The following is a 21,226-nucleotide window of genomic DNA, read 5'->3' on the forward strand; positions in this document are numbered from 1 at the left end:
AAGCAGTAAATCTGGAATGGCCGTGCAAGCGGATAACGCGCTTGCCGGGTCATTCCTTTTTGTTTTGCTTATTTACGGGGGAATGCAAAAAGTCATGACGACGCTGAACGCCTCATATGTATGTGAAGGTTGCGCAAATGCGAAACTCCCGAAACTTTTTGCTGTCCGCTGACGTTTAAATGAGAAAGGAGTGGCTAAACTGAAAATCAATGCGCGAAACGATGCTGTCATTTTTCACCAGGAGGTGAACTGATGAAAAGTTCATTTACGAAGCCAACCATGCGCGGCACTCTCGTCATGATGGCAATTGTGTTAGGCCTGATGCTTACTGTGTCCGCTTGCCAGCCGAAGGCGAATTCGACAGATTCCAATCATGCTGTCAATGCCGGGAACGAACCTCAAGATGTCGGAGAGCCATACTGGTTTTGGACAGAGAAGGGCTATGTAGTAGCGAAAGAAGGGAATCGATGGCTAATCACTGCATATGAAACCTCAGCCGGGGGGGAACCGCACAAGCAAGCCGGCTGGTTTACTGTGAACGAGAAGACGCGGCTCCAATCCGAAACAGGCCGGCACCTTGACCCCGAAGCCATTCCGATTGGCAGCCGCGTTCAAATCGCCGCTGCAGGAGAGATTGCCGAATCGTATCCTGTACAGGGCGCAGCTGATGAGATCGTACGATTAGGGGTTCAGAATGATCCGGCAGACGAGCAGGCGCCAGATCGGACGCACATTGCGGAAGCGGATGCGGTGCGCATTGCGCTGCAGCACAGTCAGGAACAAGGCTTAATTGGGCCTTGGTATATTGTCAAGACTGTATTTGACGAAGCGGACTATCAGTGGCTTGTGCAGCTAGCTGGCGGAGAGGACGCTGCCCAAGTTGAAACGGTCGTGACGGATGCAGCCAGCGGCAAAGTCATCGAAAAGCCTGTTGCGGAAAATGCCGCATTCCGCGTGTATGAGCCGCAGGCCAATGCGGTCATTGGCGGCAAGCTTACTGTACGGGGCGATGCCAGAGTATTCGAAGGAGCGTTTGGCTGGAGATTGGAGGATGGACATTTCGTCCTGGAGGAAGGCCATGTCATGGCAGAAGCGGGCGCGCCAGAGTGGGGCAGCTTTCGCTTCGAGGTTGAGTTGGACCGCGCTACGAATCCAGTAGTCATGCTCGTCTTGTATGAAGCGAGCGCGAAGGACGGTTCGCCCCGGCATGAATTAATGATTCCACTGCAAGCAGACCCCAGCATTATGGAAAGCGTAGACGGCATCCCATACGAGTAGGGAGCAACTAAGCTGCCCCGCGTGTTCGCATAGAACCGGGGGCGGCTTTTTTGATTCGGACAGGCCGACTTTGCGACTATTGCTCCATCGTACAGATGATGGTTGTAAAAGCATGCCAATTGCCTCGACGGCATGTTATAATAAAGGGCAGGGATACATAACTGTTGTTTCTATATTGATGTTGTGGAGGTGCCGTCCTTGGGTAAAATCATAGGCTTTTCGCTCCTCTGGTACCTGTTTGGCAATCCGTTCGTGGCGATTTTGATCCTGCTCTTGATTTTGTATGTGCTGGATCGCCGATTTATCGGTTTTTTTCCAAGCATTACTCGGCCCTTTCGGGATTTGCAGCAAATCCGCAAGCTGCGGCAGGAACTGCGCTTAAGTCCACACAATACGTCGATCAAAGTGGATTTGGCTCGCCGGCTGATGGATCGAAAGCAGTACAGTCAGGCGCTGAGTTATCTGCAGGAGGCGGAGGCAGTGATGCCCGATTCTTCCGAGATCAAAGCCGAGATTGCGATATGTCTGTTCGGAACCGGAGGCTTAGCGGAAGCGGATGCGTATTTGCAAAAGGCGCTGGAGCTGAATCCGAGGGTCCGTTACGGGGAACCGCTTTTGCTAGCGGGGGAAAAATGGGCGGACAGCGATCAGGAGAAGGCGCTTCGGTATATGGAGCAGTTCAAGGAACTGCACTCTTCGTCTTGCAAGGCCTATTATCGGCTTGGCCAGCTCTATCGTACTGTGAATCGTCTGCATGATGCAAAGGCGGCTTTCAGAGAAGCGATCGACATATACAGAGGGTTGCCGAAGTACAAGCGCAAGCAGGAGCGGCGCTGGGCGCTGATGTCGTGGTTTCAGGCGATATAGACAGAACTGGGGGAGGAGGATGAACAGTGCAAGCGCAAGAGGAATTGGCGAAGCTGTGGTACAAATACGCGCAGGACTATCGGCTGCATATGGAACAGCATTTGGCGCCGACTTTGACCGAAGGGCAGTTTACCGTGTTGGATTATTTGCTGGATCGTCCCCTGGAATTTGTGAAGCCGTCTGACTTGCTGCCGCATCTGTCTACGACTCCGGCTGCTGTGACTACGCTGTTGGACCGGATGGAAAAAAACGGCCTGATCATGCGCAAGCGCGACGATCAGGACCGCAGAATCGTTTGGATCATGCCTACCGACAAAGGGAAGAGCGAGGGCGACAGGGGGCGTCAGGTAAGAAGACAGTTTTTCGAGCAGACGCTGGACCGCCTTTCGCGGCACAACCAGCAATTGTTCATTTATCTGTTCGGCAAGGTGGCAGCCGCCTCTGACAACGATTGAAGATGAGCGCTCATTTCGGTGGCATATTCTTCGAGCATCGCGTATTGAAATGACTGCAAAAGCGCATCGTCCTTGCTTTCCAATACCGCCTCCATTGGGAGAATGCGGTATTTTCTTTTTCCATTATCGTAATATTTATGCACCCAGGTAGAAATAGTCTCAGGTTCGCCGAGTGTAATGCGGCCTTCCGGGAACTGCTTCGTTACCGGCACGGAGAAGATGACGCCCACGTCCGTATATTTCGCTGTTCCCTGGTCCGGTCCTTGGTTGGAAATAAAGTTACCCAGCGAATAAATGACGATTCCTTTGCGCTTGTGGCCATCGGCGTCTTCCGCTTCGATCCATTCATAGGGTTGAACCACATGCGGATGACTCCCCAGAATAATATCCGCGCCCGCTTGGATGAAAGATTGGGATAATTGCTTTTGCTCATCGCTAGGCTGTCTGTGGTATTCGTGCCCGAAATGCAAGGATATCGAAACGAGATCGGCTCCGTTCTCGCGTGCTTGCCGGATGTCTTGCTTGATTCGCTCTTCATCAATGAGATTGACAAGATAGTCTTTGCCTGCGGGAATTGGAATGCCGTTCGTGCCATACGTATAGGAAAGGAAAGCGGCATGAATGTCGTTTTTCGTTACCATGAGCGTGCGGGCCGATTCGGATTCGCTTCTTGCCGTCCCGGTATGATGCAGCCCCGTTTCCTCCAGAAAGGCGATCGTCTGGCGAACACCTGCTTCGCGTCGATCAAGCGAATGGTTGTTTGCCGTTGATACGATATGGAATCCTGCGTTCTTCAGCGCCTTGGCAAGCTGTTCGGGAGCATTGAATTGCGGATAGCCGCTATACCCCGATTCCTGTCCAGCCATGGGCGTTTCCAGATTGCCAATGACCCAATCCCCATCCAAGTAACCATCCAAATGTTCGAAGTAAGAATCGAAGGAATAAGTCGCGGTCGTCACATTGTAGGCCGCGGTGATCTGCGGACTATGCATCATAATGTCGCCAACGGCTACCAGAGTTGCTTCCCGCGTAGAGGATGCCGGGATCAGGGCTCCGTCCGGTTCGCTCGGTTCTGGCATTTCCAGTTCGGCTCGATCGTCCTCAGGCTGCTTTACTCCGATTGGTCCGGATTGCCCCGGAGACAGACATCCGCTCAACAGCAAGAGCAGGATGAGGATAAGGACGGCCCCCAAGCCGGCGTACCGTCGTAGATCAGGCAGCTCGTGCCAGTTCATGGCAGCAGTCCTTTCCAAGGTATTTGATTGGGCGGGCTAGACGTGAAAGACATCGGCTCTTTCAAGATTGGATGCGGGAAGGTCAGGTGTGTCGCCCACAGTGCCATCTGCTGTCCGGGTTCATTGACAAGGCTTCCATATCGTTGGTCGCCATACAGGGGACAGCCGATCTCAGCAAATTGGACACGAATTTGGTGCGGCCTGCCCGTATGCAGCTGGATCTCTACTAGAGACAGACCATCAGCCGATGCGATTACTCTATAGTCGAGCACAGCTTCCTTCCCTTGCGGATCATTCCGACTTACGACGGATACCCGATTGGCGGCCGCATCTTTGCGCAGCCGGTGAACCAGCCTGTCTTCCTGCCTGCCCGGTTGTCCGCGCAGTATCGCCATGTACACTTTTTGAAAGCTGTGCGTGCGGATAGCGTCCGACAGCCGCGAGGCAGCCTTTGAAGTTTTGGCGAACACCATAACGCCGCCGACAGGGCGGTCCAGCCGATGGACAAGCCCCAGGTAGACGTTGCCGGGCTTATTGTATCGGCGCTTCAAGTCTTGCTTCAGCAAGGTGAGCATGTCGGGATCGCCGGTCTGGTCTGCTTGTGACAGGAGATTGACCGGTTTTTCCACGACTAGCACATGATTGTCCTCGAACAAGATGGGGATCTCATATGGGGAATCGCGTCGATCCCGCATCATTGTCCCTCCCACCGACCCAGTATGCCAGCTGGCAGGACCAGATCGCTCAGCGTTACCGGAAGCCCAAGCTCGCCAGTTGTAATGCGGCCTCCGTACCGCTGCCCAAGCGTCAGCTTCATTAGATTGCTGAGCACTACAGGAGACAGCCCGGTCGTATAGGCATTCACTAAGACGAACAACGGCTTGTCTGAAAGGATGGAGAGGCATGTTTGGAGGAATGGATACAAATCCTTTTCCAGCTTCCATGTTTCCCCGCCCGGACCTCTTCCGTAAGAGGGCGGATCCATAACGATCGCATCGTACCGATTGCCTCTCCGCTGCTCGCGCATGACAAACTTGAATACATCGTCGGTAATAAAGCGTACGGTGCGATGCTGCAGCCCCGAAAGCTGCACATTTTCCTTCGCCCACTGCACCATGCCTTTGGCTGCATCCACATGGACGACCTCCGCGCCAGCACTTGCAGCTGCAACAGTGGCGCCGCCCGTATAAGCGAAAAGATTCAACAGCTTAATGGGTCTGCCGGCCCGTTGAATACTCTCCATGATCCAAGACCAATTGGCGGCCTGTTCCGGAAATAGGCCGGTATGCTTGAAATTCGTAGGCTTTATGTAAAAGTGCAGCGGTCCGTATTGAATCTTCCAGCGTTCAGGGAGCTGCTTGCGAAATTCCCAGTGGCCGCCTCCGGCATTGCTGCGATGATAATGGGCGTCAGCTGCATCCCAGCGCTTGCGGTTGCGCGGTTGAATCGGCCAGATGATTTGCGGATCGGGACGGCGCAGCACCACATCCCCCCAGCGTTCCAGCTTTTCGCCGCCGCCCAAGTCAATCAACTCGTATTGCTCCCAGTCCTTTGCGATAAACATAGATTCAAGCTTCCTCTCTCTTCATGTCGACTTTTCCCTATTCTACAACAACTAATTGTCGGATATCCACTTTTCGGCACGTAAGGGACGTCGGCGGACGAAACAGGCGATAGAGGCTGCCTGCCTCGCCTGCGGCTAGTCTGAATAGCGGACATAAATCTCATGAGCCGTGTCATCGACCTTCATTTTGCGCACCCGTATGAACAAGACATGTTTTTTGTATACGGCCTTTGCCGTCCGCTTGTCTGCATATGCGGGCAAGCGAATGGTCTGCGGTTGCTCCTGCTGCTTTCCTGTGCACGTGAGCGACCTTGTCGCTACAAAAAAACGATATTGTCGAGGGTGGGCGTTTGCGGGAAACCGCAGTTTGATCAGGATGAACGATTCCGATTCCTGTATTTCCGCGTGCAGAGGGGCGAGCGCAGAGGCCGCATCCTCAGATCGGGCAGACTGTCGGGCTGATGCAGGGAACCATTCATTCGGGAATGCAGCAAGGCCTGCCTGCTTTACCGCTTTCATTGCCGTGTTCATCGCGTGCTGCACCATTTCCTCCACGTTCAGTCCACCGCGCGGCCACGGACCTTCATTGGTTCTTGAGCGGCCATCGTCGTCATTCCTGTACATGAAGCACCTCCTGAGGCTGATTCCCTATTGTATGTAAGGGGCAATGCCGGGGTTCATAGCCCCGGGCATTGCGGTCGAATGCCACTGTTGGAACTCAGATGAATATGCCCGGATATCCGGCGCCGAACCCATACGGGCCATAGCCGAAGCCGCCGAGCCCGAAGCCGGGATACCCGCCGAAGCCGCCATACGCGTATGGGGCTGTGCCGATGGCCAGCAAGTCGAACAGGGCCAGAGGCAGAATGGCTTTAGTGCTCGCTTTGCCTTTCGGCGTTTGCAAGTAGAGCTTGCTTCCCTTGACTGAAGCAAGTCTGCCGGAAACGATGGTCCCGTCCTTCTTCAGAGCATAAACTTTCTTGCCGACGAGTTGTCTGGCTTGCGATGCTGTGATGCGCTTGGATTTCGCCACCAACAACCACTCCTTTCTGCATTTGGATACACCTTTATCTTATGGTTCTAGCGTCCGGCCCGAATGGACAAGAACACACAAGTTGCCAGAATGTGTCCCTGCCGTGCGCTCGGAATGCCGGATTCCCATAGTATGAAAGTAATTCGAGTGAAAGGAGTGTGGCTTGCTGATGATCCGTTCTCGAAAGCCCGGGCTCGATGACCCGATGATTTATCGACTGACGCGGCTCAGTCTGCTTCCGTACACACGCAGGCATTTTCCTGACATGAAGCTGAGCCGCAACTCGGTGCGCGAGCGTCTGCAGAACGGGGTTACGCTTGTGAAGCGCAGCGGCGGCAGGTTCAAAGGGTTTGTTCATTTTCTCGTCCGGGGCGAATCGTTGTGGATTGACCTGCTTGCCGTCCGGAAGCTGTATCGCCGAAGCGGAATCGGGGAGCAGCTCATGCAGAAAGCAGAAGATTGGGGCAGACGCAAAGGAGCCAGACAGGCGATGCTGTATGTCAATGTTGAAAACGAAGGGGCCAAGCGTTTTTATCAAAGACGAGGATATCGGTATGCTCATACGGATCGCAAGCTGCACTGCGATTTATTCGTCAAGCCGCTGGTTGCGGACGACCCGGCATGATTCTTATTCCGTATTGGCCTTCAAACCGTGTGTGCTGACAGGAATGCCGGCTTCATACAGGTGGGACACGTCAGCCATCCCGATGCAGCGCGGTACAGCCCAGCTGTCGGATCGCTCGTCGAACAGCACGGTTGTCACAGAACTGGGAGGCAGCCAAAAGCCGGACCACATCAGGTGGAGCGGGATATCCAGCAAATGAGCGAGCCAGGTCAAAGCGAACCCATTGTGACAAAAGACGGCGATACGATCGCGGTTGGCGCGGGCGATTCGATAACGGCCGCCGTCGCGTACATAGCCGAGCTTGGCAAGCCATTGGTCGGATTCGGACTGAATGTGACGATAAATCCCCGCTGCGTCGAAGGATGCAAGCTCCGGGAATTGTCCCCATGTTTCGAGAGTGGGGGGATTTCCCGGTCCTCTAAGTTTTTCGCCGGGGATATCCCAAGGGGATAGCGCTCCCCAAGGTTGGACAAGCAGCTTTTCGTGCGGAATTTCTTGTATCCATTCCAAGGTTTCGGCCTGTTTGCCGAGTTTGTCCGCCGTGTAACGCAACGTATGAATGGCACGGGCAAGAGGAGAAACATACAGCTTGTCCGGCTCCAGCCGCTCCATGCGACGGGAAAGCGCTTCAGCTTCCCGGTGTCCTTGCTCGGTAATGGTCTGGCGCGGATTATCCGGCTCCGCATGCCTGATAATATACAATCGCATTGGCAAGTTCCTTTCTTTTTTCCGTGCACTCATTTTAATCTGCACTCCACTGATGGTACAATGAAAGGTAAAGCAGCGCAAGGGAAAGGAGGGGGCCGCAATGGCAATGGAGTGGATGCGTTCGCTGGAACAAGATTATTCGCTGTCCGCGATCCAGTCGGGTTTTGATCAATTTATTCGAGGCGAAGTGAAGCTGGCAAACGTCCAGATGGAGGAAGGCAACGCTTCTGCGGAAATCCGTTCGCCAGACGGCGCCCTTGTTTTGGTGCGCATCCGGAGAGGTGCCTTCGTTCCCGGTCACTGCACGTGCGGCGCCAAGCACCCTTGCGAGCACGCGGCAGCTGTCTTGTTCGCCTTGACAGCGAGCAGCGGCCGTCGGCCGGAAATGCTGCTGCAGGAAGTCTATGCGAAAGCACGCCAACGTCGGGACCGAGACGAGCAGCAAGCGAAGAAAAAACGTCTGGCCAAGGAACGGAAGCGCAAACGGGAGCTGGAGCAAAAGTGGCAGGAAGAGATCAATCGCTCCCTCGTCTTGAACACAGCCAACAGCGCTCGGGACTGGCAGTTTTTTACCAAGCAATGGTTTAAGAAATATCGTCTGGCTACAGAGCAGGCCGTGCAGGCAATGGCTGAGGACTATAAAGGCCGGATTCGGGCAATGGCCTCTCCATGGCCGGCAACCCAGCGGCTGTTGTTCTGCTTATATATGGAACTGGAAATGTTGCTGGCGCTGGAGCATTATTGGAGCAAGTCAACAGCGGACGGGAAAGCGGGCGGAACGCATTCCAACCAGTTGTTTCACGAGTGTGCAGGTCGGGTAGCCGACTACCTGCATCAGTTGGATGCGGAGCAAGCGCAGGCACAATACAAATCCTATTTGAGCCTATTCCGCAACAAGCTGGATATCGGGGCACAACGGAAGGTAAAACGCACATTTTGGAACGATTTGTATCGCTATTTATGGAGTTATTTGCTCATTGACGCCGATTGGAGAAACGAGGAGCGCAGCCGCCTCCGTGAATCGGCAGAACAAGGCGACAGCGCTGCGCTCATCGGGCTTTTTCATTTCGATATTCTGGCAGGGAATGATGAAGCGGCTTTCGCGAGGCTGGCCCAATTAGGCGATTCGCCACAAGCGCCGGTCGTGCGACCAAGCTTTTTCCAGCATTATCTGGATACGTTCAAGGCGCACAAGGAGTGGGAGCGAACCGCTCGCTGGCTTCGCAAGCTGGCACCGCGCTATAAGGGCGCCCGCAAAGAAGAGCTCGATATGTTCGTGCGCGTTTGGCAGGAATTGCTCCAGCATTTGCCATTGAGGGAGGAATGGGAGCAGACGATGTTCTTGCTGCTTCCATGGTCGTATGCCCACTTGGCCAAGGAGTTGCTCGAGCAAAAGCGAATTGACCGCTGGACGGACTTGACGCTTCGAATGGGGGCTGCCTCCAAATGGGTAAAGCCTGGGACGCTGTACCGCCTGGAGCAGGAGCATGGCTGGGAGCTGCTCCCGTTGTATCATCACTTGGCCGAGGAAGAGATTTCACGAAAGAACCGGCAAGGCTATCAAGAAGCGGTCAAGTGGCTGAAACGGATTCGTTCGATTTATACGGCGGCAGGCAACGAGCAGGAATGGGTCCGTTTCGCGGCGCTGCTGAGAAAACGATATATGCGCTTAAAAGCGTTCATAGATGAACTCGAGAAAGGAAAGCTGCTTCCATGATGGAATATGACCTGAAGACAATTGCGGTGCAGATTGCTTGGAAGCGTACGGAAGGCTTCTGGCTGTGGGCTTCCGACGATGCAGGCTTTCCATTAGCTGCCGAAGAGTTAAGGCGAATCCTGTTCGGCCGACATCGCCGCTCTTTCTTCGGAACGATATTGGAGATCAAATCGACCTCCTCTTTCGAGGCTATTTTATTGGATTCTTGGTCCGCTGTCGACTATTGGCAGCAGCCAGCTACGCTGCAGTATGCATCTGTAGACTTTGGCAAGCAAGGCGAAACGTTAAGACTTGCTGCAAATTGGCTGCAGCGGATATTGGCGGAGGGCTGGTTCAAGCCTGAGCTGTCTGTTTGGAGCGAAGGAACCTGGCATTGGGCCCCGGTTTTGCCGGCCGATCAACAACGTGCTTTTCAAACGATGCTGACGCAAGTGAAAGAAGCGGGTATTCCTTATGTGGAGGAATGGTTGCATGGCGCAGTGGCTGCCTGTATCGACCAGGTTCCCGAAGTAGAGGAGACCTGGGCGAGGATATTGGATGCGTATCCGGCGCTTCGGACTGTCTCTTCTGTCTCCCAGCTTGATTCGGATGGCGAAGAACAGTGGCTTGAGGAAATCGGTCTAACTACGGAGCCGCGTCCTTTCGCCGTATCGCTGCAACTGGCCGAGCCGGAAGATGAGCGTGGCAAAGACTATTGGAAGCTCCAGTTTCGCCTGAAGGATCGCGAAAATGGGGAGTGGACGGCTATTGTAGGAACAGATGGCATTTTGCTCGATGGCACACCCCCGGAAACATGGCTCGGGCAAATTCCTGCCGCCTTGGGAAGCTGGACAGAAAAAGCGTTAAAGCTGGTACCGGAGTTGGCTGAACCGGAATCCCGCATGCAATTGAAATCCGGACTTACCGAAGAGGAAGCCGTGCGCTTCTTGACCGAATTCAGCCTTAGCTTGGCACAGGCTGGTCTTTCCATCTGGCTGCCGGGCTGGTGGGGGCAGGCTGTACGCTCCACTCCCCGCTTGAAGGCGAAGCTCCAACCGGGCATGACAGCTTCCGCCGCTGAATCCTTATTTGGTCTGAAGCATGTATCCGCCTTTCAGGTACGACTGGCGCTCGGAGGCAAGGAATATTCGGAAGAAGAAATGGCAGCGCTTCTGCAAACGAAAAGACAGCTGGTCAAGCTTCATGGCCAATGGATATTTTTGGACCCTGTTATTATGGCGAAGCTGCGCAAGCGCATGAAGCGTTTGCAGCGCCAGGGATTAAGCTCGCATGAGTTGCTGCAGGCTGCTTTCATGCGACGAGCTAATGACTTGCAGGAAGCAGAGGGAGAAAAAAGTTGGGAAGCAGTAGAGGCCGATGCCGAGCTTCTCGACATTGACCTAGACGATGCCCTGCAAGCAGCCTCCGAGATGCTCATGCAAAAACAGGGCTTTCCGCTAATACCGATGCCCGCAGCTTTTCAAGGCGAGCTGCGGTCCTATCAGCGGCAAGGCGCCTCCTGGCTTGCTTATTTATTCGAATATGGCTTGGGTGGCTGTCTGGCAGATGATATGGGACTGGGCAAAACCATTCAGTGGATCGCCTACTTCCTGCACTTGAAAGAGACGGGAAGACTGACGGGTCCTTCTCTGCTGATTTGTCCTACATCTGTACTTGGCAACTGGCAGAAGGAATTGGAGAGATTCGCGCCAAGCCTTCGCGTCCGTCTTCATCACGGGCCTGAACGGCAGCGGGGAGATGACTTTGCCGAACTGCTAAGGGATACCGATCTGTTCCTTACGAGCTACGCGCTCGCGCATATGGATCGGGAGGAATTCAGCTCTGCCGAATGGTGCTGCTTGTGCCTGGATGAGGCACAGAATGTCAAAAATTCGTACACGAAGCAGGCGCAAGCGATCCGAACCTTTCGCGCCAAGCATCGCGTTGCCTTGACCGGCACGCCAATCGAAAACAGACTGACAGAGCTTTGGTCCATTATGGATTTTCTGAATCCGCATTATTTGGGCAGCAACCGGCAATTTACCAAGAAAGTCGTTCAGCCGCTGGAAAAGACGAACGATCCCGTCTTAATCGGGCAGGTGCAGCGTTGGGTGCAGCCATTCCTGCTGCGCAGGGTGAAGAAGGAGCCTGCGATTCAGCTGGATTTGCCGGATAAGCAGGAATTCAAAACATACGTCACGTTAACGGCTGAGCAGGCGGCTTTGTACGAATCTGTCCTGAACAAATTATTCGATTCGATCGAGAAGCTGCCGCCGATGGAAAGAAGAGGCACAGTTCTGGCTGCATTAACAAGGCTTAAGCAGGTTTGCGGCCATCCGGCGCTGCTCTTGAAGGAGTCTCCGCAGCATGTCCGGGCAGATCGCTCGCAAAAGCTTGTTCGTCTGCTGGAGATGGTGCAGGAAGTGCGGGCGAAAGGGGAGCGCTGTCTGATCTTTACGCAATTCGTAGAAATGGGCGAGATTCTAAAAGCTGTGCTGCAACAGCGATTCAAGGAAGAAGTTCTCTTTTTGTACGGCGGCGTGCCCAAGCAGGAACGCGACCGGATGATTGAACGATTTCAGGATGGAGGGCATGGGAACAAACCCGGCCTGTTCGTGCTTTCGCTGAAAGCGGGCGGGACTGGACTCAATCTGACAGGCGCAAATCACGTGTTCCATTACGATCGGTGGTGGAATCCAGCCGTGGAGAATCAAGCAACGGACCGTGCCTACCGAATCGGGCAGACGCGCGAGGTGCAGGTGCATAAGATGATTGCTCTTGGAACGCTGGAGGAACGGATTGATGAGATGATCGATCGCAAGCAGGAATGGAGCCGACGCATTGTCGGAAGCGGAGAAAGCTGGGTAAGCGAGCTGTCGGATAACGAATTGAAGAGTCTGTTCGAGCTGCGGCAGCCGCTGCTCAGCTAAGGAAGGAGTGCAACGCATGGGAGAGCAAATATCCAAGTCGCCGCTCTGGGACAAATTTTATGAGGCAATTCGGCAGGCGGCGACACAAGCTGTGGAGACACCCGAGCGAAATATGGACAGGGATGCGGCAAAGCCGGACGCTCAGCATGACGCCAAGCAGGGGGAGCAGCAAACAAATTATCAAGCAGAGAGAGGGGGAGAACGATGAGAACGGTAAACGTGGGGCTGGTCGGGTACGGCATGGCCGGTCAAGTCTTCCATGCGTCAGTGATAAGCAGTGTTGCGGGTCTCCAGCTGCATAGCGTTGTGGAAAGAAGGAGCAATCAATCGCAGGAGCGCTACAAGCACGTAAAGGTTGTGAGAAGTGCGGAGGAATTGGTCAAGGATTCGAACATCGAACTGGTTGTCATTGCTACACCCAATGACTCGCATTCGGCTCTTGCGGAGCTCGCGCTGGCGCACGGCAAGCATGTAGTCGTAGATAAGCCGTTTACCGTAAGTGTTGCAGAAGCCCAAAGGCTCATCCGTCTAGCGAAGCAGAACGGGCTGCTGTTGAGCGTCTTTCACAACCGCCGCTGGGACGGTGATTTTATGACCGTTCGTCAGTTGATCACTGAAGGCGCGTTAGGACGGGTTGTGGAATATGAAGCGCACTTTGACCGCTATCGTCCGCAATTGAAGCCGGGGGCTTGGCGGGAAGCAGAGTTGCCCGGATCCGGATTGCTTTATGATTTGGGATCGCATTTGATTGACCAAGCGTTCCAGCTGTTTGGCCATCCGCAAACGGTTTACGCAGCATGCAAAAAGCAGCGGGACGGAGCGCAGGCGGATGATGCGTTCGAGATCAAGCTGGGGTACGATGATCTGACGGTTACGTTGAAGGCAGGCATGCTGGTAAGGGAGCTTGGTCCGCATTTTGTTATTCACGGAACGAAGGGATCGTTCGTCAAATACGGAATGGACCCGCAGGAGGCGGCTCTAAAGCGCGGTGAAGTGCCAGGGAGCAAGAGTGATTGGGGCATGGAGCCAGAAGCGCAGTGGGGAACGTTGAACGCGGAGATAGCCGGCTTGCACGTCATTGGCAAGATCGAAACGCTTCCCGGCGCATACGAGCGTTATTATGCGGACATCTATGAATCCATCGTGGAAGGGCGTGTCCCCGCAGTAAAGGCCGAGGAAGCGTTAGCTGTCATTCGCTGTATTGAACTCGCGAACGAAAGCCAGGAGAAGCGAAGGGTTGTCCCGTTCGACTTGCAATTGGAAGCGGATTGATTGACAATAGAGTAAAGAAGCTCAATGATGGAGGAGGAGCAACCATGAAGAAAATAGAATCCATAGAGCAGTATCAGGAACTTATCCATCGCGACACGCCGACTGCAATCAAGTATTACACAACCTGGTGTCCGGATTGCAAAAATTTCGACCGGTTTATTACAGACATTATAGCGGAGCGCAGCGATTTGGAGTGGGTGGAGATGGATGCAGAGCAGTTTCAGGAAATCGCAGAATCGAATGAAGTACGCGGCATTCCAAGTTTGCTCGTATTCCAAAAAGGCGAGAAAGTCGGGCATCTGCACAGCAAATTTGCCAAGACGCCGGATCAGGTGCGCGATTATTTGAATGAGCTGCCGTTGCAAACGACATAAACGGATGATTATCTGCTTATACTTTTGGCTGTCCAGTTATGGACAGCTTTTTTTTTTTCATAGGTTCGTGTTTCATAAAACATGCCATTCATTGCGATACTAAGCAAACAGTGAATCTATGACAAAAGGTGTGAAAGGCATGATCCTTGCGCTGCGTGAAATGAGTGGAACGATGAAGGTGCTGCTGTTCGGAGTATTAGCCGCCCACCTTGCCACTTATATGGTCGTTCCGCTGCTCCCCATTTATTTGAAGCTGGCCAAGCACATGAGTGTAACGCAGATCGGGCTGACTCTCGGGCTAACACCGTTCGCCTTTCAGGCGGGCAGTTTGCTCGGAGGCTGGCTTTCTGACCGCGTCGGGCGCAGGATGATTATTGCCGGTGGAGCTTGGATTAATGCGGCGGCGCTAGTTGGCTATGCGCTGGCTGAACCGGCATGGCTGCTGATGGGCATGGCGCTGTTGAATGGCCTTGGCATAGGGCTGAACGCACCGGCGACCAAAGCGGCCATTGCCGCCATTGCTTCGGACGCAACGCTCAAAACCACTGCCTTCTCATTGCGCGGCATTGCGGCCAACATTGGTATAGCCACAGCCGGACTCCTCACGTTTTTCGTTTTGGGCGGCGCATCCGCGTACCTATTTTACACGGCTGCCGGTTGCTATGCGCTCCTGGGAGCCGTGAATGGGCTGCTGCTCCCGAAAGGCTGCGGAGATGCGCCTTGCCAGTCACCAGAACTGAAAGCGTACAAGGCTGTATTTACAAATAAAGCGTTCATTGGGTTTTCACTAGTGACCGTGTTGGTGTGGGCCTTGTATACGCAGCTTTCCCTAAGCTTGCCGCTTCGGGCGGAGAGCATCCTGTCCGATCCGGGAATTGTCAGCTTAATTTGGACCATGAACAGCCTGATCGTCATTTCGCTGCAGACGACCATGACGCGGCTGTTTATTCAAGGTCGGCATCCGGCAACGGTGTTGGCTGCCGGCGTCCTGTTTCTCGGCGGCGGACTTGCATCCTTGTATGGGTCAACCTCCTTCTATGGTTTGGCACTCAGCGGTGCGGTCTTCATTGTCGGCGAGATGCTCGTTCTCCCCACGATTGACGCTACAGTTTCGAGGATTGCTGCCGCGCCGATGGTCGGTGTATTTTTCGGCGTCTCGAATTTTATTGCCGGTGTGGGTGAAAGCGGTGGCAAATTCGCGGGCGGGCAGATGCTTGCCTTCGGTACAATGACGGCGTTGCCATGGTTGACCTATGCTGTTTTGGCAGTAGTGGTCAGCGGCTTGCTCTATGCGCTTCGGTTCTGGAAGCCGCTTCAGCTGGCATTGATGCCTGCTGCCGAACCGGTGACGGCAGAGAGGCTGTCAATTCCCGCGAGGAACGGACATGAGCGGATGTTCAAGCTGCCACGGTGGAAGAAAAAGACGAAATCAAAATGATGAACGAATCGCTTGACATACCCCCGATGGGTATATTACAATCGACGTATCCGATACCCCATGGAGGTATGTAGATGGTAGATCAGTGTCATACTGCGATGACAGAACGCAAGAGCCATCATTCCGAAGAGATGAAGGCGAATTTGCAGTCTCGTCTGAACCGGATCGAAGGCCAAATCCGCGGTGTGAAATCGATGATTGAACGAGATGTATACTGCGATGATGTGCTGAACCAAATTGCTGCGGTACAGTCTGCCTTGAATAGTGTCGGCAAACTGCTGCTGGAAGGGCACATGAGGAGCTGTGTGATTGAGCGCATTCAATCAGGCGAGGAAGAAGTCATTGACGAGCTGCTCGTTACAGTCAAGAAATTAATGAAATAATGAAGAAGAGGAGAGAGAAAGATGGCAAATTTAAGCTTGAAAGTAGAAGGAATGTCCTGCGGACACTGTGTAAGCGCGGTAGAGAAGGCATTGCGCGAGATTGGAGCACAAGGCAAGGTTGATTTGGAAGCCAAGAAGGTAGACATTGAGTATGACGACTCGAAGCTGCAGCCTCAAGCGATTAAGGAAGCGATTGAAGGACAAGGTTACGATGTAGTTTGATCGACGGGAGGGGGGCGGTTGTAACCGCCATCCCTTCCTTTTCCATGTCAGCCAGGCGCAAGAGGCAGCTTAACTAGGATGAGCGTGCCTTGCTCCGGCTGGCTTTGCACCTCGATGGAGCCTTTCAGGTGATCGACAAGCTTCTTCACCATATATAAGCCAATTCCCTGACCGCTTCGCTCGAAGTTCATTTTTCCGTACTTTCGGAAGAGACGGGACACTTGCCCGGCATCCATCCCTACCCCCTCGTCCTTTACCTCAATGAGAAGTTGACGGGCACCAGTATAGATGCGCAAGTACACCTTCGCTTGCTCGTGACTGTATTTAATCGCGTTGCTGAGCAAATTGGACAGGATTAGCTTCAAACCGATTACACTTGTACGTATCGGAACTGGAGACTCGGTCAGAACCTCGGTTTGCAAGGTGATCCCTTCGGATCTCGCCTTGATGCACATGAACTCAACCGTTTCCTGGATCAGTGGAAGGGCATCTTCGATTTGCTCAAGTCCCCACAATTCTTCTCCAGACAGCATTTGCTCCGTATAAATAATGTGATTGATTTCATTGTCGATCACATCCACATATTCGGAGATTGCCTTAATCTTCTCTTTCCCATAATCGCTCAACTGCTTTTCCTTAGCCAACACCATAGTTGCAAAGGCTTTCATAATCGTCAATGGGTTGCGAACTTCATGGGAAATGACATGAACAAAATCGAGCTTTTGCTTGAAGAGGTTCATTTCGGATTCCAACTCGGATTGCTGTGACAAAGATGGGAAGATGGTGGCTTTGTTCGCAAAAAGAGGAGACTGCACAAATTCCCTGTCTGTCATCAAATATTCGTGATGCTTCATCAACTGAAGCTGCACGGTACCTGAAAGTTTCCAGGCAGGGTACGCGCATACAGTGATAGATTGCATCCCGGACGGCATAGCGTCGGTGATCCGTTCAAAGTGGATGATCCGCTGCTCCATGGCAAGGGGGTCCCATACTTCGGCATGCGCCCATGTTCGGAAGGCGCTTCGCTTCATCGAGATCGGCTGCGTGATGTTGTAAATGTGCTCCAGCAATTGATCGCTGCTCATGCGGTTCAACAGCTGATCGAATGTCAGACTGTCCATGAATTGAATGACAGCCTGCTGGGAAGAAGGCAGGATCGAGGTTAACCGATTACGAAGCATGTCGCAATGGTCCGGCATGTCAATGACGAGCACATGGTGGGCTTGCTCTACGCTTTTTATAATAAAGGCAAGTGCATTGTCTATGTAACTGTTCAAGCTGTCATAGCAGTAGAGGATGTGGCCGCCGTTCGTTAACGGCATTTGCTCCGTTAAGTGCGTTATGTTGTTCGTATGTTCCACTTCCGTAAATCACCTCATAAGCCCATTATACCAAGGATTGCGCAAAGAATGTTGAAAATTATGTCAAAGAAACGAGATTTCTGTAGATTTTTTTCTTGCTGCTGCATGCAGGCCAAGGCGCAAGCCATGCAACTTTGTTTCGCTTCCTCACGTCTATGGCGTAAACAGGGATATGTGTAGAAGGAGGATCTGGGAATGAGAGTAATCATGACAAGCAGCATTTTACTGGGGGTGACTATTGCTGCAATCTTCTATGTGAGCCAGACATTCACCGATCAGCCCCATTCGAATGAACCACTTCGCGCATCTGCGGGCTTGGAAGCAAAGGGGCCATCTCACTTGCTCGATGAACCTTCGGCAAAGGTTCGGGAAGACGAGTCTGAACAGCCTCTTTCGCATGCACCTGTTCCCGCGTCTGATTCCGGCAAGTCGGTGGAAGCCGTTGAACTGCCGGCGACCGATTTGAAATGGCCGTTACCGCAACAGAAGGAGGGAAAAGAACCTTTGCAAGGCTTGTTCGAAACAGATCTGAACGCAGAGCTTCAGAACGGCAAAGTCGAGATGGTTTTTTCCCTCAAGAACATTTCGGGGGAAGCTCTGAGAATTTCGCACGGTTCGGGACAGCAGTTTGACATTAGCGTCCGTAACGAGCATGATGAAGAGGTTTACAGATGGTCGTACGGAAAAGCATTTACTCAGGCATTAATTGAAAGAGGGCTTCGGCCAGGCGAGCAGCTTACCTATCATGAAGCTTGGCCCTTGGTGGACAACGACGGAAATCGTGTCCCAGCAGGCCAATATACCGTAAAGGTAGAAGTATTGATCGGAATGGAAGGCGGGACGATCGATCCGGATGAATGGACAGCAGAAGCGGTAATCGCTCTTGATTAAACGTATGCGATGCTTCAGACCGATATCACAGGGGAAGTGATCTCCTCGATCTTTCCTTGTTTCCCTGCGCCGGTGGAACACATACATGCCGGAAATACAGAAGGAAGGGATACGCTTATGTATGAATTGAAGACGAAGGAAACCGACAATAGTGTCATGGATTTCATTGAACAGGTGGATTCTCCGAAGAAACGCGAGGACGCCTGCCGGCTGCTTGATATTTTTACGGAGGCATCAGGCTTTACCGCGAAAATGTGGGGATCAAGCATCATCGGGTTTGGCTCGTATCATTATAAATATGCGTCCGGTCACGAAGGGGATGCGCCACTTGTCGGATTTTCGCCGAGGAAGGCCAAGATCAGCTTGTACTTTGCGACAGGGGACGAGGAACGAGAGGAGCTGTTGGGCCGGCTCGGCAAGCATACGTCAGGCAAGGCATGTGTATACATCAACAAAGTCGCGGATATCGATGTGGAAGTTTTAAAGGCGCTTATCCAGCGCTCGATCGTCTTTCTTCGAGATATGTATCCGGAGAAGAATTAGGGGATTACACTTATTTTAGCTCGAACAAATCATTACTCAAAAAAAGATGACGTGCGTCTTTTAATCCTGACATCCAAAGATGTCAGGATTCTTGCATTATCATACAAATCAGATGGATCGAACTAGACCCATCTATAGAGGAGTGCTTGTCATGAGGCTGGATCGGTTGTTGGGCATCACTTTCGCATTATTGACAGGCTCGCATTCCGAGCGAAAGGCGGAGCCGTATAACCTTCTGTGGGAGAAGGGGATATGGTACCTGGATGCGTACTGTTTGCTGCGCAGGGCAAAGCGCTATTTAGCGCACTGGATATTGCAGCAGGATTTGGCATTTGTGTGCTGATGCTCGTTATTTTTGTCCCGTTGACACTGCACGCCTATTTGCGGAAGCAGCGATAGGATCACATGTATAGCTACAAGTTGCAGGCCAGCCCGCAGGAGCACCGATTTTTCCCGAACATGAGCGGATAGCTGGCGGCGAATTCGCGATTTACCCGCAGCACTTCCTGTGCGAATTCCTCTTTGTTTTTCGGCACCGGCTTTAAACGGTCAGCCTTGTCCTGAGAGTCAATAACAGCGCCTGGCGGGACGAAGCGATGATTGGCAATGCGCACGTTGCCGGTCACTATAGCGTGGTTCGAAATGTATACGTTATGCCCCGTGATCGCTTGAAAGACTAGCGCTTGAAATCCAACGAACGTATGATGGCCGATATAGACAGGACCATGAACAAGCGCACCATGTGCAACAGTGACAGCGTGACCGAGATAGATCGAGTAGGCGCGATCTGGCAATTCGACTCGTGCATCCTTTAAGCCGTGTAGGATTACGCCGTCCTGCAGATTGGAGCCTTCTCCGATATGAAATGGAGTTCCTTCGTCAGCGCGTATGCTGACGTTCGGCGCAATAAACGTGTTTTTCTTGATGACGACATCACCGATGACAGAGCTGAATGGTCCTACGTACACGCCTTGTTCGATGCTGGGCGCAATCGGAATCTGATTGAAAGTGGTAACAGGGTTCGGACCAATGAAATGCACAGATGCATTCCAGGGGCCTGCAGGATAACTGCCCATAGTTTGTCACTCCCATGCCGTAAGAATGGGATATTGTATGTAAAAACTGCAAGTACGGTCAGTGATTTTATTGTAAGTGGACCATTAAATAAACAGTCTTACTAAAAATGGATAATATCGCCTATGTTGACGCCCTGTTCCAATTTTGATATAGTAAAGCAGAGAGACATCTCGTTCGCGTTTCGAACGAGATGTCTCTCCGTATTTATATGCTGTTTTTACATTAAATGGCTTGGGGGGGTGATGCCATGTTTCCTGTTTGTCTCCCTGACGGGAGTATTCATTCATCCTATTGAAGAGGAGACAGGATATCAAATGGCAACGATTACGAGAGGGAAAGTACTAAGAACCTTGCCCGCACGCGGCAGGGGAGAGTGTCCGTTGTGCAAGCGGACCGGAATCAAATTGCTTTACGAATTCCCGCAATCGGATGGCTCAACGCTGAAGGTATGCAAAAATTGCAGGCCTCCCAAGAAGCTGAGAAAACACAGAGAATAGTTGGGGATACAAAAAGGAGAACGTACAGTGAAGCGATTTCCAGTGAAGAAGGATCAAGAAGAAATCTTGGTCGAGACCAAGGTGTGGACATGTTCCGGGCAGCAGTGCAAGGGGTGGATGCGAGCGGAATTTACCTTTCAAGCAACAAGTCCGCAATGTCCGCTATGCAGTCAATCGATGGTGCCGACAACGAAGCTGCTTCCTAAAATCCCCAAAATGTATATTTAGCGAATCTCAAAATTATACGGCGGAGGGAAAACTATGAAGATAATGCATGATCAACTAACTGTCAGAGTTTGTCGCCAAGGGAGCGATATTTTCTATGAACCTTAGTTCCAGTCTGGAAGCCTCGCGGAGGCAAATAAGGAATCAACTGGATTATTTTGATCAGGAGCTGATTTCGTTCCTGGACCACTATATTCCTCAAGATGCCCACAGACGCAGCAAGGTAGAACAAACGCTGCGGGTTTATACTTCGGTTCTGGAAGATTTGCTGGAGAATCTGACCTTAAGCAGCTTGCATTCCGTTGTGCTGATTGGCAGCAAGATCGCACTTTATGATATGAACGACAAGACCAGTGAATTTTTCATGATCGTACTTCCCCACGATGCCGATCCGGATATGAACAAAATTTCCTTCCTATCTCCGCTGGGCTTTCAATTGCTGATGGCGAGGAAGGGAGAAGCCTATAATCTCGAAACTCCCTCTGGGATTATGCGTGTACGAGTGGATGACATCCAGCTGCTGCATGATGAAGAAATGGAACTATAAAGGAT

The 21,226-nt window shown here is 52.5% G+C and carries 26 protein-coding genes and 1 pseudogene; 19 read left to right on the top strand and 8 right to left on the bottom strand.

Translation table 11 applies throughout. The annotated features are described in order from the left end of the window. Positions 1-252 precede the first annotated feature (252 nt). The 3 genes from XYCOK13_RS02225 (at position 253) to XYCOK13_RS02235 (ending at position 2,600) form a co-directional block, all read left to right on the top strand. Positions 253-1,278, top strand: a complete 1,026-nt coding sequence (locus XYCOK13_RS02225; protein WP_213410251.1) for a Gmad2 immunoglobulin-like domain-containing protein — start codon at positions 253-255, stop codon at positions 1,276-1,278. A gap of 198 nt (positions 1,279-1,476) precedes the next feature. Beyond that, on the top strand, positions 1,477-2,145 hold the full coding sequence (locus tag XYCOK13_RS02230; protein WP_213410252.1) for a tetratricopeptide repeat protein: 669 nt from the start codon (positions 1,477-1,479) through the stop codon (positions 2,143-2,145). Positions 2,146-2,234: 89 nt separating this feature from the next. Then, positions 2,235-2,600 carry a MarR family winged helix-turn-helix transcriptional regulator gene (locus tag XYCOK13_RS02235; protein WP_213410413.1) on the top strand — a complete coding sequence of 122 codons (366 nt, stop codon included), beginning with the start codon at positions 2,235-2,237 and terminating at the stop codon, positions 2,598-2,600. Here XYCOK13_RS02235 and XYCOK13_RS02240 read toward each other — a convergent pair. The 5 genes from XYCOK13_RS02240 to XYCOK13_RS02260 form a co-directional block, all read right to left on the bottom strand. Then, entirely contained in the window at positions 2,558-3,835 is a 1,278-nt protein-coding gene (locus tag XYCOK13_RS02240; protein ID WP_213410253.1) for a CapA family protein, read from the bottom strand. The genes XYCOK13_RS02235 and XYCOK13_RS02240 overlap by 43 nt on opposite strands. Further along, a complete protein-coding gene (locus XYCOK13_RS02245; protein WP_213410254.1) occupies positions 3,832-4,530 on the bottom strand; it encodes an RluA family pseudouridine synthase in 699 nt (232 codons plus the stop codon). The genes XYCOK13_RS02240 and XYCOK13_RS02245 overlap by 4 nt, the downstream gene beginning before the upstream one ends. Then, complete coding sequence (locus tag XYCOK13_RS02250; protein WP_213410255.1) at positions 4,530-5,399, bottom strand: class I SAM-dependent methyltransferase; 870 nt, start codon at positions 5,397-5,399, stop codon at positions 4,530-4,532. The genes XYCOK13_RS02245 and XYCOK13_RS02250 overlap by 1 nt, the downstream gene beginning before the upstream one ends. A 135-nt stretch (positions 5,400-5,534) precedes the next feature. Further along, positions 5,535-6,023, bottom strand: coding sequence for a hypothetical protein (locus XYCOK13_RS02255; RefSeq protein ID WP_213410256.1), 489 nt, complete (start codon positions 6,021-6,023; stop codon positions 5,535-5,537). A 94-nt stretch (positions 6,024-6,117) separates the two neighbouring features. Continuing rightward, positions 6,118-6,432 carry a hypothetical protein gene (locus XYCOK13_RS02260; protein WP_213410257.1) on the bottom strand — a complete coding sequence of 105 codons (315 nt, stop codon included), beginning with the start codon at positions 6,430-6,432 and terminating at the stop codon, positions 6,118-6,120. 169 nt (positions 6,433-6,601) lie between these two features. Between XYCOK13_RS02260 and XYCOK13_RS02265 the strand changes: the two genes are divergently transcribed. Beyond that, positions 6,602-7,057: a GNAT family N-acetyltransferase gene (locus XYCOK13_RS02265; RefSeq protein ID WP_213410258.1), complete on the top strand. Its 456-nt coding sequence runs from the start codon at positions 6,602-6,604 to the stop codon at positions 7,055-7,057. Between the two features lie 3 nt (positions 7,058-7,060). On the opposite strand, the gene XYCOK13_RS02270 is transcribed toward XYCOK13_RS02265, so the two are convergent. Then, positions 7,061-7,765 (bottom strand): histidine phosphatase family protein, encoded by a 705-nt coding sequence (locus XYCOK13_RS02270; protein ID WP_213410259.1) that lies wholly within the window; start codon positions 7,763-7,765, stop codon positions 7,061-7,063. A gap of 100 nt (positions 7,766-7,865) precedes the next feature. Between XYCOK13_RS02270 and XYCOK13_RS02275 the strand changes: the two genes are divergently transcribed. From XYCOK13_RS02275 to XYCOK13_RS02310, 8 genes are all read left to right on the top strand, one after another. Continuing rightward, on the top strand, positions 7,866-9,482 hold the full coding sequence (locus tag XYCOK13_RS02275) for an SWIM zinc finger family protein (protein WP_213410260.1): 1,617 nt from the start codon (positions 7,866-7,868) through the stop codon (positions 9,480-9,482). Beyond that, positions 9,479-12,391 (top strand): DEAD/DEAH box helicase, encoded by a 2,913-nt coding sequence (locus XYCOK13_RS02280; RefSeq protein ID WP_213410261.1) that lies wholly within the window; start codon positions 9,479-9,481, stop codon positions 12,389-12,391. The genes XYCOK13_RS02275 and XYCOK13_RS02280 overlap by 4 nt, the downstream gene beginning before the upstream one ends. Positions 12,392-12,407: 16 nt before the next feature. Beyond that, on the top strand, positions 12,408-12,599 hold the full coding sequence (locus XYCOK13_RS02285; protein ID WP_213410262.1) for a hypothetical protein: 192 nt from the start codon (positions 12,408-12,410) through the stop codon (positions 12,597-12,599). Next, positions 12,596-13,663 carry an oxidoreductase gene (locus XYCOK13_RS02290; protein ID WP_213410263.1) on the top strand — a complete coding sequence of 356 codons (1,068 nt, stop codon included), beginning with the start codon at positions 12,596-12,598 and terminating at the stop codon, positions 13,661-13,663. Before XYCOK13_RS02285 ends, XYCOK13_RS02290 begins: the two co-directional genes overlap by 4 nt. Before the next feature lie 44 nt (positions 13,664-13,707). After that, a complete protein-coding gene (locus XYCOK13_RS02295) occupies positions 13,708-14,037 on the top strand; it encodes a thioredoxin family protein (RefSeq protein WP_213410264.1) in 330 nt (109 codons plus the stop codon). 118 nt (positions 14,038-14,155) lie between these two features. Further along, positions 14,156-15,475: an MFS transporter gene (locus XYCOK13_RS02300; RefSeq protein WP_213410265.1), complete on the top strand. Its 1,320-nt coding sequence runs from the start codon at positions 14,156-14,158 to the stop codon at positions 15,473-15,475. A 74-nt stretch (positions 15,476-15,549) separates the two neighbouring features. Continuing rightward, complete coding sequence (locus tag XYCOK13_RS02305; RefSeq protein ID WP_280520865.1) at positions 15,550-15,858, top strand: metal-sensitive transcriptional regulator; 309 nt, start codon at positions 15,550-15,552, stop codon at positions 15,856-15,858. Between the two features lie 21 nt (positions 15,859-15,879). Then, complete coding sequence (locus XYCOK13_RS02310) at positions 15,880-16,080, top strand: copper ion binding protein (protein ID WP_213410266.1); 201 nt, start codon at positions 15,880-15,882, stop codon at positions 16,078-16,080. A gap of 47 nt (positions 16,081-16,127) precedes the next feature. Here XYCOK13_RS02310 and XYCOK13_RS02315 read toward each other — a convergent pair whose 3' ends face one another. After that, complete coding sequence (locus tag XYCOK13_RS02315; protein ID WP_213410267.1) at positions 16,128-17,441, bottom strand: ATP-binding protein; 1,314 nt, start codon at positions 17,439-17,441, stop codon at positions 16,128-16,130. Positions 17,442-17,636: 195 nt separating this feature from the next. Between XYCOK13_RS02315 and XYCOK13_RS02320 the strand changes: the two genes are divergently transcribed. From XYCOK13_RS02320 to XYCOK13_RS02330, 4 genes and pseudogenes are all read left to right on the top strand, one after another. After that, a complete protein-coding gene (locus tag XYCOK13_RS02320; protein WP_213410268.1) occupies positions 17,637-18,332 on the top strand; it encodes a BsuPI-related putative proteinase inhibitor in 696 nt (231 codons plus the stop codon). A 117-nt stretch (positions 18,333-18,449) separates the two neighbouring features. Then, positions 18,450-18,875 carry a DUF1801 domain-containing protein gene (locus tag XYCOK13_RS02325; protein ID WP_213410269.1) on the top strand — a complete coding sequence of 142 codons (426 nt, stop codon included), beginning with the start codon at positions 18,450-18,452 and terminating at the stop codon, positions 18,873-18,875. A 151-nt stretch (positions 18,876-19,026) separates the two neighbouring features. Beyond that, positions 19,027-19,110: pseudogene (locus XYCOK13_RS22280) on the top strand (hypothetical protein); the annotation flags it as partial. Between the two features lie 17 nt (positions 19,111-19,127). Further along, positions 19,128-19,274, top strand: coding sequence for a hypothetical protein (locus tag XYCOK13_RS02330; RefSeq protein WP_213410270.1), 147 nt, complete (start codon positions 19,128-19,130; stop codon positions 19,272-19,274). A 14-nt stretch (positions 19,275-19,288) separates the two neighbouring features. Here the strand turns inward: XYCOK13_RS02330 and XYCOK13_RS02335 are convergent, their stop codons facing one another. Then, positions 19,289-19,951 carry an LbetaH domain-containing protein gene (locus XYCOK13_RS02335; RefSeq protein ID WP_213410272.1) on the bottom strand — a complete coding sequence of 221 codons (663 nt, stop codon included), beginning with the start codon at positions 19,949-19,951 and terminating at the stop codon, positions 19,289-19,291. Positions 19,952-20,194: 243 nt separating this feature from the next. Here XYCOK13_RS02335 and XYCOK13_RS22460 point away from each other — a divergent pair, with 243 nt between their 5' ends. From XYCOK13_RS22460 to XYCOK13_RS02345, 3 genes are all read left to right on the top strand, one after another. Next, on the top strand, positions 20,195-20,449 hold the full coding sequence (locus XYCOK13_RS22460; RefSeq protein WP_506016914.1) for a hypothetical protein: 255 nt from the start codon (positions 20,195-20,197) through the stop codon (positions 20,447-20,449). Positions 20,450-20,530: 81 nt separating this feature from the next. Further along, positions 20,531-20,677, top strand: coding sequence for a cold-inducible protein YdjO-related protein (locus XYCOK13_RS02340; RefSeq protein ID WP_244864961.1), 147 nt, complete (start codon positions 20,531-20,533; stop codon positions 20,675-20,677). 94 nt (positions 20,678-20,771) lie between these two features. Then, positions 20,772-21,221, top strand: a complete 450-nt coding sequence (locus XYCOK13_RS02345; protein WP_213410273.1) for a GreA/GreB family elongation factor — start codon at positions 20,772-20,774, stop codon at positions 21,219-21,221. The last annotated feature ends 5 nt before the right edge of the window (positions 21,222-21,226 follow it).

Source organism: Xylanibacillus composti, assembly GCF_018403685.1.
In the GTDB taxonomy this organism is placed as follows: Bacteria; Bacillota; Bacilli; order Paenibacillales; family K13; genus Xylanibacillus; species Xylanibacillus composti.